This window comes from Azospirillum brasilense, assembly GCF_007827815.1.
In the GTDB taxonomy this organism is placed as follows: Bacteria; Pseudomonadota; Alphaproteobacteria; order Azospirillales; family Azospirillaceae; genus Azospirillum; species Azospirillum brasilense_C.
The window spans coordinates 118,506-134,391 of record NZ_VITH01000002.1 but is presented as its reverse complement, the minus strand read 5'-3'; the positions used below and the strand labels follow the sequence as shown (position 1 = coordinate 134,391).

11 protein-coding genes and 1 tRNA gene are annotated in these 15,886 nt (G+C 70.9%); 4 read left to right on the top strand and 8 right to left on the bottom strand.

The window, feature by feature from the left end:
* Positions 1-23: 23 nt before the first annotated feature.
* The 4 genes from cmk to ggt form a co-directional block, all read right to left on the bottom strand.
* The gene (gene cmk, locus FBZ83_RS04525; protein WP_145681285.1) at positions 24-689 is read right to left on the bottom strand and encodes a (d)CMP kinase; all 666 of its coding nucleotides are present in this window, start codon (positions 687-689) and stop codon (positions 24-26) included.
* A 93-nt stretch (positions 690-782) separates the two neighbouring features.
* On the bottom strand, positions 783-2,015 hold the full coding sequence (locus tag FBZ83_RS04520) for a hypothetical protein (RefSeq protein WP_145681284.1): 1,233 nt from the start codon (positions 2,013-2,015) through the stop codon (positions 783-785).
* A 179-nt stretch (positions 2,016-2,194) separates the two neighbouring features.
* On the bottom strand, positions 2,195-3,532 hold the full coding sequence (gene aroA, locus FBZ83_RS04515; protein WP_145681283.1) for a 3-phosphoshikimate 1-carboxyvinyltransferase: 1,338 nt from the start codon (positions 3,530-3,532) through the stop codon (positions 2,195-2,197).
* Positions 3,533-3,619: 87 nt separating this feature from the next.
* Positions 3,620-5,410, bottom strand: coding sequence for a gamma-glutamyltransferase (gene ggt / locus FBZ83_RS04510; RefSeq protein ID WP_145681655.1), 1,791 nt, complete (start codon positions 5,408-5,410; stop codon positions 3,620-3,622).
* 205 nt (positions 5,411-5,615) lie between these two features.
* On the opposite strand from ggt, the gene FBZ83_RS04505 reads away from it, so the two are divergent.
* The 4 genes from FBZ83_RS04505 to FBZ83_RS04490 all read left to right on the top strand — a co-directional run bounded on the left by FBZ83_RS04505 (position 5,616) and on the right by FBZ83_RS04490 (position 7,667).
* Positions 5,616-6,011: a TIGR02300 family protein gene (locus tag FBZ83_RS04505; RefSeq protein ID WP_145681282.1), complete on the top strand. Its 396-nt coding sequence runs from the start codon at positions 5,616-5,618 to the stop codon at positions 6,009-6,011.
* Between the two features lie 141 nt (positions 6,012-6,152).
* Positions 6,153-6,228: transfer RNA gene (locus FBZ83_RS04500), tRNA-Ala, on the top strand.
* Between the two features lie 170 nt (positions 6,229-6,398).
* Entirely contained in the window at positions 6,399-6,677 is a 279-nt protein-coding gene (locus FBZ83_RS04495; protein WP_145681281.1) for a hypothetical protein, read from the top strand.
* An 87-nt stretch (positions 6,678-6,764) separates the two neighbouring features.
* On the top strand, positions 6,765-7,667 hold the full coding sequence (locus FBZ83_RS04490; RefSeq protein ID WP_145681280.1) for a pirin family protein: 903 nt from the start codon (positions 6,765-6,767) through the stop codon (positions 7,665-7,667).
* On the opposite strand, the gene FBZ83_RS04485 is transcribed toward FBZ83_RS04490, so the two are convergent.
* The 4 genes from FBZ83_RS04485 to FBZ83_RS04470 all read right to left on the bottom strand — a co-directional run bounded on the left by FBZ83_RS04485 (position 7,645) and on the right by FBZ83_RS04470 (position 15,886).
* Entirely contained in the window at positions 7,645-9,615 is a 1,971-nt protein-coding gene (locus FBZ83_RS04485; protein ID WP_145681279.1) for a molybdopterin biosynthesis protein, read from the bottom strand. The two genes, FBZ83_RS04490 and FBZ83_RS04485, sit on opposite strands and share 23 nt — an antisense overlap.
* Before the next feature lie 27 nt (positions 9,616-9,642).
* On the bottom strand, positions 9,643-10,803 hold the full coding sequence (locus FBZ83_RS04480) for a molybdopterin-binding protein (protein ID WP_247888143.1): 1,161 nt from the start codon (positions 10,801-10,803) through the stop codon (positions 9,643-9,645).
* A 118-nt stretch (positions 10,804-10,921) separates the two neighbouring features.
* The gene (locus tag FBZ83_RS04475; protein WP_145681277.1) at positions 10,922-11,842 is read right to left on the bottom strand and encodes a diguanylate cyclase; all 921 of its coding nucleotides are present in this window, start codon (positions 11,840-11,842) and stop codon (positions 10,922-10,924) included.
* Positions 11,843-11,902: 60 nt separating this feature from the next.
* The gene (locus FBZ83_RS04470) at positions 11,903-15,886 is read right to left on the bottom strand and encodes a response regulator (RefSeq protein WP_247888142.1); all 3,984 of its coding nucleotides are present in this window, start codon (positions 15,884-15,886) and stop codon (positions 11,903-11,905) included.

Sequence of the window (15,886 nt, the reverse complement as noted above, 5' to 3'; positions counted from 1 at the left end):
CCGAAGCGCCCGGACCCTGATGCTCAGACCTTGGAGCCGAAACCGGTTTTCGTTCCGATAAAGGCGGTCGCCGCTGCGAACGCCTGGTCGGCGTCGAGGGCGGAGGTATCAAGCACAAAAGCGTCGGCAGCCGGCAGGAGCGGTGCTACCGTCCTCTGGCTGTCGCGCGCGTCACGGGCCTTCATGTCCTCCAGGACATCGGACGGTATAGCCGGAATCCCGCGTTCCCGCAACTCCTTGAGTCGCCGTTCGGCCCGCACCTCCACCGAAGCGGTAACGAACAGCTTGGCATCGGCGTTCGGGCATACGACCGTTCCGACATCCCGCCCGTCCAGCACCGCCCCCGGCGCGCCGCCGGGCGGGGTGGCGGCGAACGCCCGCTGGAAATCGAGAAGGGCGGCCCGCACCTCCGGCACCGCGGCGACCTTGGAGGCCGCCTGCGCCGCCTCGTCGTTGCGCAGGGCCGGGTCGTTCAGGATGCCGTCGTCCGGCCGCAGCGCGCGGGCGGCCTGCGCCGCGGCCTCCGCGTCGGCCGGGTCACCGCCCGCGCGCAGGACGCTGACGCCGACCGCGCGGTAGAGCGCCCCGGTGTCGAGATGCGCGAAGCCGTAAGCCTGGGCGATCCGCTTGGACAGCGTGCCCTTGCCCGCGGCGGCGGGGCCGTCGATGGCGATGATGAGAGAAGGCATGACGGGGGCTTGCTGTGTCCGCGATTGATGGGAATGGGGAAGTGCAACATCTGATACCACACCCTCTCCCGCAAGCCATCCCGCACCGTCACGCTACGGCCGTGGCCCGGGTGCGACGTCGGGGAACGCGTTGAGCGATGGCCTGATCCCTTGCCGGACGGTGCCGGAAGGCGAGGGAGTGGACGGCAGAGACATCTGGGGCCTCCGGACAGTCGCCGCACCTTCCGTTTTCCTTTTTTCAGCGTCGCTCCCCTTGGCTGCCGACGCCTGATCCTCAAGAGCGGGCCTATGGATGGCCAACGACACCAACATTCCCTTCGCCTGGCTTTTTGCGCTCGGGCCGGCACTGTTCACTTTCGGTGCAAGATCGCCGAGAAGCGCGTCGATCCTCTCCCGCTCCGCGCCCGACGCCTTGCCCTCATCAAGAACAAGCAACCAATACAGCCCCTTGACCTGATCGTCATCGAGCGGCTTTGCGTACCCAAGCAAGGCCGCTATGGCGCCGCGGATGCCGGTTTCCATTGCGGAAGCCCCGCCTTCGCCCTTGGCACCGTCCGACGTCGTCGGGTTTGCCGCGCGCACGGCCTTGGCGACATATCCGGAAATCGTCGCCGGCAGGCAGATCACGGCATAATCCTGGACGTATTTGATCGCCTCGATGGTGCTCGGATTCGGCGACAGACTGTTCTCCCTCAAATATTTTTCTTGAAAACGCCTGACAAGATCCTGGGTATCCTCCGCGTTCAGGGCAAAAACCACGGAACTCTTGACGACGCCGACGGCTTCTTCGGTAAAGCCCGTCCCAAGCGCGACCAGCGCGATCGACTTTGCCGACGCCTGAACGGCGGAGAGAACCCCCGCAATGGCGGTTCCGGTTATATTCACACCGCTCTTGATCGCCGCCGTGTCTTTCTGCATTTGGGACAGCGCGTCGAAAAAACTATCGCAGCGCCGGTTGACCTCGCGAATTCCGAGATCGATGAACGCTTTGGCGCGTCTTTGCTCAAGGCTCTCGGGAGTCGCCGCGCCACCTCCAGGTGGTTTCTCCGGCAATATTTCAACGGTCATTCCATCCGGTCCGACCGCCTTGTAAGGCATCCCCGTAAAGAACAGCTTGTTCTCGACTTGCAGGCCGTCGATGATGGAAAGAAAGAATTCTATTTCCTGCTTCGTCTTGGCAAGCTGCTCCCGCTCGAAACTTGTCGATATGCCATTCCGCAGCAACTCGAATCGCTCGGCGCCACGCTCGGCACAGGCCGTCACCATCGCCAGCAACACGCCAGCCACGGTGATCTGGCTGGTCAGCCTGAAGCCCGTTTTCGACATTTCGCCCCCCGAGACACGCGCCTCGTGTACGGCGCCGTCCGTCTCCACAACGATCAGGGTAGCAAAATATCAGGGAAGCTCTACAAAAAAATCCACGAATTCAAATGTATGCACGCAAAACAAGAAAGCCCCGCGGCGCCGAAGGCCGCGGGGCTTGCCCGTCTCGCAGCAATCGAGCGTCAACCCATTGAAATCCTGGCGCCCACCCCGTTCATCAGATCGACGAAGCCGGGGAAGCTGGTGTCGATGAAGGCGCCGTCGTCCACCTGCACCGGCTCGGCTGTGGCCATGCCCAGCACCAGGAAGCTCATGGCGATGCGGTGGTCCATGGCGGTGGCGACGGTGGCGCCGCCCTGCGGCGGCTTGCCGGTGCCGTAGACGGTCAGGCTGTCGTCGGCCCCGACCTCGACCTTCACGCCGCACTTGGTCAGCCCGTCGGCGACCATGGCGAGGCGGTCGCTCTCCTTCACGCGCAGCTCCTTGAGGCCGAGCATGACGGTGGTGCCCTCCGCGCAGGCGGCGGCGGCGGCGAGGATCGGGTACTCGTCGATCATGCTGGGCGCGCGGTCCGCCGGGACGACGATGCCCTTGAGCGGGCCGTGCTTCACCCGCAGGTCGGCCACCGGCTCGCCCGCCTCGTCGCGGCGGTTCTCGAAGGCGATGTTCGCGCCCATCTCGACCAGCGTGTCGTAGAGGCCGGTGCGGCGCGGGTTCATGCCGACGCCCGGCAGCAGCAGCTCCGAGCCGGGGCGCAGCAGCGCCGCGACCGCCGGGAAGGCGGCGGAGCTGGGGTCGGCGGGCACGACGATCTCGCGCCCGGTCAGCTCCGGCTGGCCGACGACGGACACGGCGAGCGCGCCGTCCTCCATCCGCTCGGTCGTCACGGTGGCGCCGAAATGGCGCAGCATCAGCTCGGTGTGGTCGCGGGTCGGCTCCGCCTCGATCACGGTGGTGGTGCCGGCGGTGTTCAGGCCGCAGAGGATGATCGCCGACTTCACCTGGGCGGAGGCCACCGGCAGGCGGTAGGTGATCGGCACGGTGCGGTCGCTGCCGACCACCGCCAGCGGCAGCCGCCCGCCGGACCGCCCGACGAAGCGCGCGCCCATCTGCTCCAGCGGGCCGGTCACGCGGGCCATCGGGCGCTTGTTCAGCGAGGCGTCGCCGGTGAAGACGCAGGTGATCGGGTGCGACGCGACGAGACCCATCAGCAGGCGCGCCGCCGTGCCGCTGTTGCCCATGTCGAGCACCTGCGCCGGCTCGCTCAAGCCCCCCAGACCGACGCCGCGCACCCGCCACACGCCGTCGCCGCCGCGCTCCGCCTGGGCGCCCAGCAGGCGCATGGCGGCGGCGGTGTTCAGCACGTCCTCCCCTTCCAGCAGGCCATGGATGACGGTTTCACCCACCGCCACGGCGCCCAGCATCAGCGACCGGTGCGAAATCGACTTGTCGCCCGGCACGCGGATCGTGCCGGCCAGCGCGCCGGTGGAGGATGAGCGAAGCGGCTTCGCCTGCAGCATGGGAGGACTCCCCAGACAAGAATGTGACCAGGGCGGAGTACCTAGCACAGCGGGAAGGGCGATGCGAGCGATGCGCGGCTCCCGCGATCAGTCGCCGACCGCCACCCCCTCGCGCCGGGTGTCGGCGCCGCCGGACAGCCCTTGGCCGGTCACGACGATCGCCTGGGTGCCGGAGGTCAGCTCCATCGCCTTGACGGTGTGCCCCCGCGCCTCCAGCGCCGCGATCCAGCCCTCCGCCTCGGTGCCCTGCTCCAGCTCGGTCGGGCCGTTGCGGCTGCCGACATTGGGGGCGTCCACCGCCGCCTGCGGGTCGAGGCCCCAGTCCAGCAGCGCGATCAGCGTCTTGCCCACGTAATTGATGATGTTGCTGCCGCCCGGCGACCCCACCGAGGCCACCAGGGCACCGTCGCGGAAGACCAGGGTCGGCGCCATCGAGCTGCGCGGCCGCTTGCCCGGCTCGACCCGGTTGGCGACCGGCTTGCCGTCGTCCGTCGGGGTGAAGGCGAAGTCGGTCAGCTCGTTGTTCAGCAGGAAGCCGCGCACCATCAGGCGGGAGCCGAAGCCGTCCTCGATGGTGGTGGTCATGGCGACGGCGTTGCCGGCCCCGTCGACCACGGAGATGTGGCTGGTGCCATGCTCCTCGGCCTCCGCGAAGCCCCAGGCGCGGCCTTCCCGGAAGGGCGGCTCGCCCGGCTGGGCCTTGCCCATCGACCGCTCGCCGACCAGGGCGGCGCGGCCCGCCAGATAGCCGCGGTCGAGCAGCCCCTTCACCGGCACCGCCACGAAATCGGGGTCGGCCAGATAGAGACCGCGGTCGGCGAAGGCGAGTCGCCCGGCCTCCGACAGCCAATGGGCGGCCAGAGCCGGATCGTTGTGGGTGGCGGCCATGTCGCGCCCTTCCAGGACGGCCAGCATCTGCAGGACCGCGACCCCGCCGGAGCTGGGCGGCCCCATGCCGCACAGGGTGTAGACACGGTAGGAACCGCAGACCGGTTCACGCTCCTTCACCCGGTAGGCCTTCAGGTCGGCCTCGGTCATGTCGCCGGGGTTGGTGGAGTGGCCGGTCACCGCCTTGACGAGGTCGGCGGCGATCGGACCCTCGTAGAAGGCGGCGGAGCCCTTGTCGGCGATGGCGCGCAGGGTCGCCGCGAACTCCGGATTCCTCAGCACATGGCCGACCGGCCAGGGCGTGCCGTCCGGCTGGTAGAAATAGGCGCGCGCCGTGGGGTTGGCGGGCAGGTGATTCTCCATCGCCAGTTGGCCGTTCAGCCGCGGGCTGACCGTGAAGCCGTCCTCGGCCAGCGCGATGGCGCGCTCGAACAGGCGGGGCCATGGCAGTTTGCCGTGTTTGCGGTGGGCCTGCTCCAGCAGCATCACCGTGCCCGGCACCCCGACCGACCGGCCGCCGACCACCGCGTCGTAGAAGGGCATCGGCTTGCCGTCCGCCCCCAGGAAACGCTCCGGAGTCGCGGCGGCCGGCGCCGTCTCGCGCCCGTCGAGGGAGGTCACCGCCTTCGTTGCGGCATCGTAATGGACCAGGAAAGCGCCGCCCCCGACTCCGGAGCTTTGCGGCTCCACCAGATTGAGGACGAGTTGCACGGCGATGGCCGCGTCCACCGCGCTGCCCCCCGCCCGCAGGATCTCCCGCCCGGCCTCCGCCGCCAGCGGATTCGCGGCGGCCACCATGTGGCGCGTGGCGGTGTCGACGCCGCGGCTGCCGCGCCCGGTCGCGCGCTCCGGCGCCACGTCGCCGGCGGCGGAAGGCGCCGCCGAGGACGGTGTCGAGGACGGTGTCTGGGCCACGGCCTCCAGCGGCAGCGCCGCCAGCAGGCCGGCGGACAGCAGCGCCCGCCAGCGGCGGGACAGCAGGATCGGCATCGGTTCCTCCCCCATTCTCATGGTATCCTTGACGGCGGCCCGGCGGACCACCGCAGGGTGAAGTTTGGCACCGGCCGCCGGCCCCGCCAGTTTGCCGGTGGCATTCCGCGAACTTTTTTTTGACAAGCGCCCGCTGGCGTGGCAAAGGGCGCGGCTTGCAATTCCCGAATTGGGCATTCCCTAGGAACGTGACGGAGGACGAGGCGTGGCCAAACCCGAATGGGGCGTCAAGCGCATCTGCCCGAGCTGTGGCGCGCGCTATTACGATCTGCGCAAGGACCCGCCGGTGTGCCCGAGCTGCGGAGCGCAGTTCGATCCCGAGGCGTTGCTGAAGTCCCGCAAGGCGCGCCCGGCGCCGGTTGACGATGTCAAGAAGGCCCCGGTGGTCTCCTCGGACGATGAGGACACCGAGACCGAGAACGACGAGGAGTCGACCGAACTCGACGAGACCGAGGACGAGGTGACCGTCGACGACATCGAGGAAACCGACGAGACGCCCGAGGACGAGGACGATGTCCTGATCGAGGACACCTCGGAGCTGGGCGAGGACGACATGGACGAGGTCGTCGACGTCGAAGGCGAGGACGAGGAGGAGCGCTGATCGCGCTCCCCCTTGGAAGACGGGGGCGGGTGAGCGGAAAAAAGCGGGGCGGGGCTGAATTTTTCTCTTGCATCAACCCCCCGTCCTGACCAATATCCCGCTCCACCGAGGCAGGCCGCAAGGCTCGCCGCCCAGAGTTTCGGGGCCATAGCTCAGCTGGGAGAGCGCTACAATGGCATTGTAGAGGTCAGGAGTTCGATCCTCCTTGGCTCCACCAAACACCCGAAGGGCCTGCGCGACACCGCGCGGGCCCTTTGGCGTTTCAGCCCTCCGCGTCTTGCCGTCCCGGCCGCCGTCATCGTCTTGACAGGCGTCAAGGAACGCTCTTTGGTCGGGCGGCACCGTCGGCTTCCGCCGATTCCCCTTCCCTCCCGCTTCGGACACGCCATGGCCGACATCCTGATCGCCAACACCCTGACCGGCGAGACCACCCTGGGCGCGCTGAACGCCGTCGATCCGGACGCCGTGGGGCGGCTGGCGCAGATCCACCCGGTCTTCAACCCCGGCGTCGGCGTGCCCGACAGCGCCAGCCTGGGCGACCTCGCCAAGGCCACCGGCATTCCGCTGGACGTGCTGCTGGCCGCCGCGCGCGGCGCCATCCACGTCACCGCCCCGGCCGGCGGCTGCGGCTGCGGAAGCGGCGGCTGCGGCACCCCCAGGCACTGACGCTTTCCCCCTCCCATTCGCGGCGCCTCTCCCCACCTGTTGGTGGCACCCACCATTGGGAACAGGCTTCGGGAACGGGAGGACAGCATGACGACGGCCCCAACATCGACCGAGTCTCCGGACGGCTGGCTGGAAACGGTGGTCGTTCCGCGCACCAGCGACATCGGCGGCTTCGAGGTGCGGCGCGCCCTGCCCTCCGTCCGCAAGCGGATGGTCGGGCCCTTCGTCTTCCTCGACCAGATGGGGCCGGCGATCCTCAAGGCCGGGGCGGGCATCGACGTCCGCCCCCACCCGCACATCGGGCTGGCCACCGTCACCTACCTGTTCGAGGGCGAGATCCTGCACCGCGACAGCCTGGGCACCGTCCTGCCGATCCGGCCGGGGGCGGTGAACTGGATGACCGCCGGGCGCGGCATCGCCCATTCCGAACGCTCCGCCACCGACGAGCGCGGGCGCGACCGGATGCTGTCGGGCATCCAGTCCTGGGTCGCCCTGCCCAAGACCCATGAAGAGACCGACCCCGCCTTCGTCCATCTCGGCGCCGACGAGCTGCCGGTGGTCGAGGGCGAGGGCAAGCGGCTGCGCGTCGTCGCGGGCGAGGCGTACGGTGTACGTTCGCCCATGAACGCGCTGTGGGACACGCTGTACGTCGATGCCTCGCTGGACGCCGGCGCCCGCCTGCCCATCGACCGCGAGACGGAGGAGAGGGCGCTCTACATCGCCGACGGCACCGTCACGATCCATGGCGACCGCTTCGAGTCCGGGCGGCTGCTGGTGCTGCGCCCCGGCGACGCCATCACCGTGGAGGCCGAGACCGCCGCCCGCCTGATCCTGCTGGGCGGCGCCGTGATGGACGGTCCGCGCCACATCTGGTGGAACTTCGTGTCCAGCCGCCAGGACCGCATCGAACAGGCCAAGGCCGAATGGCAGGCCGGGCGCTTCGACGCCGTTCCCGGCGAGACGGAGTTCATTCCGCTTCCGGAACGGTGAAGCCGAGCGCCGTCAGCCTCTCCCGCACCGCCGGATCGGCCAGCGCCGACAGGAAGCGCCGGACCGCCGGCCGCTCCCGGCGGTCGTTGGGAATCACGAAGTCGTAATGCTCCGCCTGCAGGGGCAGGAAGCCCAGCCCGTAGAGGGTGGCGACGCTGTCGATGGCCACACCCCAGTCGGCACGCCCCTGGGCCACCGCCACCGCCACGGCGTTGTGCGACTTGGCCTGCGACCAGTAGCCGGTGGGACGCGCCGAGCCGAGCAGCCGGTCGGTCAGGATGCGGGTGCCGCTGCCCGCGTTGCGGTTGACCAGGATGCAATCCGGGTCCTGCGCCGCCGCCAGACCGGCCTCCTCGGCCGTTTTGCCTTCGAAACGATCATCGCCCTTGCGGAAGACGATGCCCTGGAGGCGGCGGTAGCCGGTCACCAGGCCGAGCGCCGGGGTCAGGAAGGGGCGGTTGTACTCCCCGCTCTTGGGGTCCATCAGGTGGATGGCCGCCACGTCGCACTCGCCGCGCCGGGCGGCGGCGAGGCCGCCCATCGAGCCGACGTTCAGCGCCTTGACCGTCAGCCCCTCGCCGACCAGCCGGCCGGTGATTGCATCCAGCCCCACGCAATGGCTGCCGATCACGATCAGGTCGGCGGGCCGGGTGTCGCGGCCGATGCGCTGGACCGACACCGGGGTGCCGGCCTCCACCGCCTCGGCCTGGGGGTCGACGGCGATGAAGCCGTCCGCCGCGCTGAAGGCGGTCACCGCGCCCGAGCCCTTGGACAGCGGATAGGCCGCCAGCCCGCCGTCCGCCCCGCGCACCAGCGAGACCATCACATATTCGGTCCGGCCGCGTTCCGATCCCAGCCGCATCGGCAGCGTCGCGTCCACGCTTTCCTTCGCCGCGGGCGGCAGGCCGGCCAGCGCGCGCAGCACCGGGGCGACGAACTCGTGGAAGGTGAACATGGCGGAGGTCGGGAAGCCGGGCAGGACCACCACCGGCTTGCCCTTCGTTACGGCCAGGCACAAAGGTTTGCCGGGCTTCAGCGCGACGCCGTGCGCAACGATTCCGGGATCGGTCAGGCGGCTGATGATGCGGTGGGACAGGTCGCCCGCCCCCTTCGACGTGCCGCCCGACAGCAGCAGCGCGTCGCAGGCCAGCCCCTGTTCGACCAGCGGCGCCAGTTCCGCCTCGTCGTCGCGGGCGATGCCCAGCCGGACCGCCTCCCCGCCCAGCTCCTCCACCGCGGCGGCGAGAACGGCGGCGTTCGAATCATAGACGGCGCCGGGCCGGATCGGTTCGCCCGGGGCGACGATCTCGTCGCCGGTGGACAGGATCGCCACGCGGGGGCGGCGGACCACCGACACCTCGGCCCGTCCGATGGCCGCCAGCACGCCGATCTCGCGGGAGGTCAGCACCTGCCCGCGGCGCATCACCGTCTCGCCGCGCCCGATGTCCGACCCGGCGGCGGCGACGAAGGCGCCGGGAACCACCGGCTTGCGGATCGCCACCAGGAGGGCTCCGCCCTCCTCGTGCGATTCGGTGTGCTCCACCATAACCACGGCGTCGGCGCCGCGCGGCAGCATGCCGCCGGTGGCGAGCACCGTCGCCGTTCCGGGGGCGACGGTCACGGAGGGGACGCGTCCGGCCGACAGCACCTCGTCGTTCAAGCGCAGCACGACCGGCGTGTCCTCGCCCGCCCCCAGCGTGTCGGCAGCGCGCACCGCGAAGCCGTCCACCGAGGAGCGGTCGAAACCGGGCACATCGACCGCCGCCACCACGTCGGCGGCCAGCACGCGGCCCAGCGCGGCGCCGAGCGGCACCGTCTCCGCCCCCTTGGGCGTTAGGTCGAGATGGCGGCGGAACCGCGCTTCCGCCTCGTCGCGGCTCACCACCTCGAGAAACTGCTCCTGCCGGGCCGCCTGGGCGACAAACCGCCGGATGTCCTGGTTGGACACGCCCTTTCCCCCCTCGCTTGATTCTGTTCAGAGACTTGTACCGTCAAAACAGCGCAGGGTCACGGTCGCCCCGGCGGGGACGCCCTCGCTGTCTGCCGGGATCAGCACGAAGCCGTCGGCCAGCACCGCCCCGGCCAGACCAGGACGGTGCGGGGAGGCGACGGGCTCGACCAGCCCGTCCGCCGTCCGGCGCACGCGGTACAGTTCGGTGCAGCCGATCTCCGACACCAGCTTGCGCACCGTCACGGCGGGAAGCGCCGGGTGCGGCAGGGCCGGGGCCCGCCCGGCGAGCCGGCGCACCGCCCGTCCGGCCAGCAGCTCGTAGGCCGCCAGACAGGCCATCGGCTCGCCGGGCAGCAGGACGGCGGGCACGCCGCCGGCCGTCCCCAGCGCCGCCGAATCGCCCGGACGCAGGGCCACACCGTGCAGGGCCAAGGTCCCCGCCTCGGCCAGCGCCAGCGTGGCCACGTCGTCCTCCCCGACCCCGGTGCGCCCGGCGGAGATCAGCAGGTCGGCGCCGGGGGCCGCGTAGGCGGCGGCCAGAGCGGCACGGTCCGCCGGCAGCGGCCCCACCAGCTCCACCACGCCGCCGTCGCGCCCCACCAGGGCGGTGAGCATGGCGCCCAGCGTCTCCGGACCGGAGCGCGGCCCGCCGGCCAGCACGACGCGCACCCGCGGGCGGGCGCCGACGAGCAGCGTGTCGACCCCCAGCGCGGCGAGCAGCCCGAGGTCCTGCGGGCGCAGCCGGTGCCCGGCCGTCAGCAGGACGGTCCCGCCGCGCAGGCCGTCGCCCCGCCGCTCCACCCCGTCGCCCGGGGCGGCGCTGTCCAGCGCCTCGACGAAGGGTCCGTCCGCCTGCAGGGCCCCCACGGGCAGGACCGCGTCGGTTCCCGGCGGCATCGGCTCGCCCGCCGCAACCCTGACGGCGTCCGGCAGCGGCACCGGGTTGTAGGAACCGGCGCCGAGCGTGTCGCTGGAAGCGATCGCCACACCGTCGCGGGCGGCCCGGTCGGCGGGTGGCCAATCATCCGGCGCGGTCAGCGGCGCGGCGAGCACCACCCCCTCCGCCAGTGCCGCGGCGAGTCCGGCGGGCGCCACGGCGCGCGGCGGCAGCGGGGCGACGGCGGCGTCGATCCAGTCCTCCAAGACCGGCAGGGCGGCCCGGCTGGCGAAGCCGCGCCCGCGCACGTCGGCCGGAGTCGCTGCAGATGGAGTCGCTGCAAAGGAAGGCCGGTCCCCGTTCGCGGTGTGGTCTCCGGCTCTGGCCGCGGTCATGGCTGCACCCGTGATGCCTCAGGTCAGCCCCTTATACCGCAACCTCCACACCGCCGCTGCACACACGGTTGCGGCCCGCCCGCTTGGCCTCGTAGAGCAGGCCGTCGGCGAGCTGGGTCAGCCGGTCGGGGGTGTCGTCGAGCAGCGGCCGGGCGGTGGCGACGCCCAGGCTGATGGTGATGTGGTCGGCGACATAGGACACCGCGTGGGGGAGGCGCTGCCCGGCCACCGTCTGGCGCAGGCGCTCGGCCACCTGCACCGCCCCGTCCTCGTCGGTCTCGGGGAGCAGGCAGACGAACTCCTCGCCGCCGTAGCGGGCGATCAGGTCGCCCGGCCTCATCATCTGCTCGGCCAGGAGCCGGGCCACCGCGCGCAGGCATTCGTCGCCCGCCTGATGGCCGTAATGGTCGTTGTAGGGCTTGAACTGGTCGACATCGAGCATGATCAGCGACAGCGGAAGCTGCACCCGCCCGCAGCGCCGCCATTCGCGCAGCAGCACCTCGTCGAAGCGGCGGCGGTTGGCGATGCCGGTCAGGCCGTCGTTGAAGGACAGGGTGCGCAGCAGATCGGTCTGCCGCTTCAGCAGCAGATGGTTGCGCACGCGGGCCTTGACGATGGGCGGGCTGATCGGCTTGGAGATGAAGTCGATGGCGCCGACCTCAAGCCCGTAGGTCTCGTCCTCCACCTCGCTCTTGGCCGAGATGAAGATGACCGGGATGTCGCGGGTGATCGGATCGGCCTTGATCCGCGAACAGACCTCGTAGCCGTCCATCCCCGGCATCATGATGTCCAGCAGCACGAGATCGGGCAGCCGCGACTGCACCAGCTCCAGCGCCTTCGCCCCATCGGTCGCGAAATAGATGTCGTGCTCATCCTTCAGGATGCGGCTCAGCACATGCACATTCGAGGGGATGTCGTCGACCACCAGGATCTTGGAGCGTGCATCGGTCATGATCGGTTCCTGGAGAGCGGGGTCCCGGGAGACGGTGTGCGGTGTGCGGTGCTGGGCGGGTCAGTCGGCCGGCAGGGACAGGCCGAGTTCCAGCATGATCCTGCGCAAGATTCCTTGAGCCTTTGTAAAGTCGAGGCCATCGACCGCCGACGACAGCGCCTTCATCGACACCGGATCGATCCAGTCGGCCAGCGGCGGCGCCAGGACGGCGAACTCCTCCGCGGCGGCGAAGTTGCTGTCGCGCAGCAGCCGCGCGAACCGGTCCAGCATGGGCTCCAGCGTCTGGATGTCCACCGCCGGCGCCCCGCCGCCGCCAAGCTCCCCGGAGACGCCGCCTGGAACGCCGCCCTGGGCGCGTCCCGGCGCGACGGCCAGCCGGGCGGCGGAGTCCAGCACCGCCTCCAGCTCCGCGCGGAGGACCGGCAGTTGCGCCGCCGCCGCCGCGCCGTCCCCGCGGAAGGCGGCGACCTGCACGGCGTCCGCGGCGGCGGACAGGGTGCGGGCGCCGATGTTGCCGGCAAGGCTCTTCAACTCGTGCCCCAGCGCCTTGGCCCGCGGCAGATCCCCCGCGGCCAGGGCGACGGCGATGCCGTCCGCCACGCCGTCGTAGGTCCGCGCGAAATCGGTGACGAACTTGCGGAACAGCCCGACGTCGCCGTCGAGCCGATGCAGCGCGTCCTTCACGTCGATGCCCGGCAGTTCGGCGGGAAGCGCCGCACGGGGCGCGGACGGCATGGGCTTGGGCAGCAGCGGCGCACCCGCCGCCAAGCCCCCCGCCGGCACTCCTCCCGCCGGCTGGCCGAGCCAGCGCGTCACCACGGAGAACAGCTGCTCCACGTCGATCGGTTTGGCGATGTGGTCGTCCATGCCGCCGTCCAGGCAACGCTGACGGTCGGACGGCAGGGCGCTGGCGGTCATGGCGATGATCGGCAACCCCTGCCCGGCGGGCCGGGCGCGCAGCCGGCGCGTCGCCTCGAATCCGTCCATCTCCGGCATCTGCACGTCCATCAGCACAAGGTCGAAGGGCGGGTCCGCCTCCTCGACGCAGGCGATGGCCTCGTAGCCGTTGCCGGCCAGGGTGACGCGGGCACCGGCGCGCTCCAGGATCTCGCGGGCCACCTCCTGGCTGATGCTGTTGTCCTCCACCAGCAGCAGGCGCTGCCCGAACAGGGGGCGCAGCTGCTGCGGCCGGAGGAAGCCGGCGGGATGCGCCGTGCAGGCGTGCAGCGGCGTCTCCTCCACGGCGTCGCCCCCGGCGCCGCGTCCATAGGCGTCGATCACCGCGTCGAGCAGCGAGGAGGCGGTGACCGGCTTGACCAGCGCGCCGCCGAGGGCCAGCCCCTCCAGCCCCTCGCCGCCCGCTCCGGCGCCCATCCGCTCGCGCCCGAAGGCGGAGACCACGATGATGACCGGGGCCTTCACCAGACCGTCGTCGCGGATGCGGCGGGAGGTCTCCAGCCCGTCCATCCCCGGCATCTTCCAGTCCATCAGCACGATGTCGTAGGGCTGATCCGCGGCGGTCGCGCGCTCCAGCTCCGCGATCGCCTCGGCCCCCGACGCGCAGAGCGAGGTCTTCCAGCCGAAGGACGTGACCAGCTCGCCCAGCACCTCGCGCGCGGTGAGGTTGTCGTCCACCACCAGCACGGACAGGCCGCGCGGCACAACCCGGGAGCGCAGTGGCCGCTCCCCAGCCCGCCCGGCGCCCATCCGTCCGGTCCCGGTCAAACCGGCCAGCCCGAAGGCGGGATTCCCGAAGACGGCGGTGAAATGGAAATCGCTGCCCTGGCCCGGCTCGCTCGACACGTCCATCACCCCGCCCATCAGGGCGACCAGGCGCGTGCAGATGGCCAGCCCCAGGCCGGTGCCGCCGTAGCGCCGGGTGGTGGAGCTGTCGGCCTGGCTGAAGGCCTGGAACAACCGCTCCTTCTGCTCGGCGTCGATGCCGATGCCGGTGTCGCGGATGGAGAAGGCCAGGACCGTCCGCTCCTCCGCCACCTCGACGGCGCGGACGGACACCACCACCTCGCCCGCGTCGGTGAACTTGATGGCGTTGCCGGCGAGGTTGATGAGCACCTGCTGCAGGCGCAGCGGGTCGCCGATGAGGTCGAGGGGAACCTCCGGCCCGACCGAGAACAGAACCTCGATGTCCTTGTCCTGGGCCGCCGCGCCGACGATCACCGCGAGGTTCTGCAGCAGATCGTCGAGACGGAACTCCACCCGCTCCAGCTCCAGCTTGCCGGCCTCGACCTTGGAGAAGTCCAGGATGTCGTTCAGGATGCCGAGCAGCGACTGCGCCGAGACGCGGATCTTCTGGGCGTAGTCGCGCTGCCGCGACGACAGATCGGTCTGCTGGATCAGATGGACCAGACCCAGGATGGCGTTCATCGGCGTGCGGATCTCGTGGCTCATGTTGGCCAGGAACTCGCTCTTGGCGCGGCTCGCCGCCTCGGCCACCGATTTGGCCTGGCGCAATGCCTCCTCGGCCCGCTTGCGCTCGGCGATCTCGTGGAAGACCACGACAGCGCCCTCGACCCGGCCGTCCTCCAGCATGGGCGACGCCGCGAACTCCACCGGGAAGCTGGTGCCATCCTTGCGCCAGTAGATGTCCTCCGAACCGCCCCGCGCCTCGCCGGTGCGCAGCACCTCGAAGACCGGGCAGTCGATGGTCGGCGCCGGCGTGCCGTCGGCGCGGGTGTGGTGCAGCAGCACATGCAGGCTGCGGCCCAGCATCTCCTCGTTGCTGTAGCCGGTCAGCGCGCAGGCGGCGGGGTTGGCGAAGGTGATCCGCTCATCCCGGTCGACGCCGCAGATGCCCTCCGACGCCGACTGCAAAATCAGGTTCAGCCGCCGGTTGGCCCCGGCGAAGGCCCGGTTGGCCTGCTCCAGGCTGCGGGCGGTGGCGTCCAGATCGGCGTTCGTCTCGGCCAGCCGGCGGCGGCCCACCTCCTCGCGCGACAGGCTGCGCGCCGCCGCCGCCGCCAGCGCGGCGCAGGCGGCCACCGCCAGCAGGACCAGCAGCCCGCCGTGGATCGTGCGCTCGCGCCAGGGCGTCAGCGCCTCGTCCTGTGACATGCCGACCTGCACGATCAGCGGCAGGTCCTGGACCCGCAGGTTGGCGACGATCCGGTCCGACCCGTCCACCGGGGACCGGCTGAAGATCGTGCCTCCGGTGGTCCGCGGCGCCTCGTCCATCGGCGGGGGAACCGGCGGGAAGTTCGACGGCGCCGCAGAGGGTGCCGCGGAGGGAGTCGCAGGCGACGCCACGGGGGATGCCGGGGCCGCCGCCGCCGCCGGCGACCCGCCGTTTTCCTGGCCGGACAGGCTGAACAGCAGGGTGCCGTCCTCGCGGTACACGGCGACCGCCCCTTCGCGGCCGATGTTCAGCCCCTCGAAGAAGAACCGGAAATAGTCCAGGTCCACGGCGATGTTGGCGACACCCTGGAAATTCTCCACGGTCCCGATGCGGCGGCTGATGGTGAAGGTCGGCTTGCCCGACAGGCGGCCCCGGATCATCCCGCCGATGTGGAACGCCTCGCCGTTCCGGTGGGCCTGGAAGAAGGCGCGGTCCGTGTTGTTCATCGGCGGAGCCGGAAACTGGCGGGTGGTCAGCAGCCCGCTTCCGGCGGCGTCGTGGATCCAGATGGCGCTGACCTCCGGAATGGCGTCGGCCATGGCGCGCAACTCCTGCCACAGCGGCAGGTCGCGCGCGACCGTGTCCATCTCCCGCGTGCGAAGCCGGTCGTCCACGCGCTGCAACACGAGATCGCTGGTGGCGACGGTGCGGCGCACATGCTCGTGCAGCAGGCGGGCGGCGCTCAGGGTCCGGTCGCGGGCATGGCTCACCGCCTCGTCGCGGTCGGCCCAGGTGGCCGCCCCCCACAGGCCGACTCCGAACAGGGTGATCACCCCGACGATGGTCGTCAGCAGGGTCCGCAGCCGCGTGCGGGGGACCGCGGCGGGCCCCTCCGCCGTCAGGAAAGCGTCGTCCATCACCGGTGCCCGCCCAGTCCGGCGCACGCCGGAGGAGAGAAAATTGCCGCTCAT

What these genes read in the sequence shown, in the direction of transcription:
- cmk (WP_145681285.1), bottom strand. Translation starts at nt 689, where the DNA reads ATGCCTTCTCTCATCATCGCCATCGACGGCCCCGCCGCCGCGGGCAAG.
- FBZ83_RS04520 (WP_145681284.1), bottom strand. Translation starts at nt 2,015, where the DNA reads ATGTCGAAAACGGGCTTCAGGCTGACCAGCCAGATCACCGTGGCTGGC.
- aroA (WP_145681283.1), bottom strand. Translation starts at nt 3,532, where the DNA reads ATGCTGCAGGCGAAGCCGCTTCGCTCATCCTCCACCGGCGCGCTGGCC.
- ggt (WP_145681655.1), bottom strand. Translation starts at nt 5,410, where the DNA reads ATGCCGATCCTGCTGTCCCGCCGCTGGCGGGCGCTGCTGTCCGCCGGC.
- FBZ83_RS04495 (WP_145681281.1), top strand. Translation starts at nt 6,399, where the DNA reads ATGGCCGACATCCTGATCGCCAACACCCTGACCGGCGAGACCACCCTG.
- FBZ83_RS04490 (WP_145681280.1), top strand. Translation starts at nt 6,765, where the DNA reads ATGACGACGGCCCCAACATCGACCGAGTCTCCGGACGGCTGGCTGGAA.
- FBZ83_RS04475 (WP_145681277.1), bottom strand. Translation starts at nt 11,842, where the DNA reads ATGACCGATGCACGCTCCAAGATCCTGGTGGTCGACGACATCCCCTCG.
- FBZ83_RS04470 (WP_247888142.1), bottom strand. Translation starts at nt 15,886, where the DNA reads ATGAGCGGCAATTTTCTCTCCTCCGGCGTGCGCCGGACTGGGCGGGCA.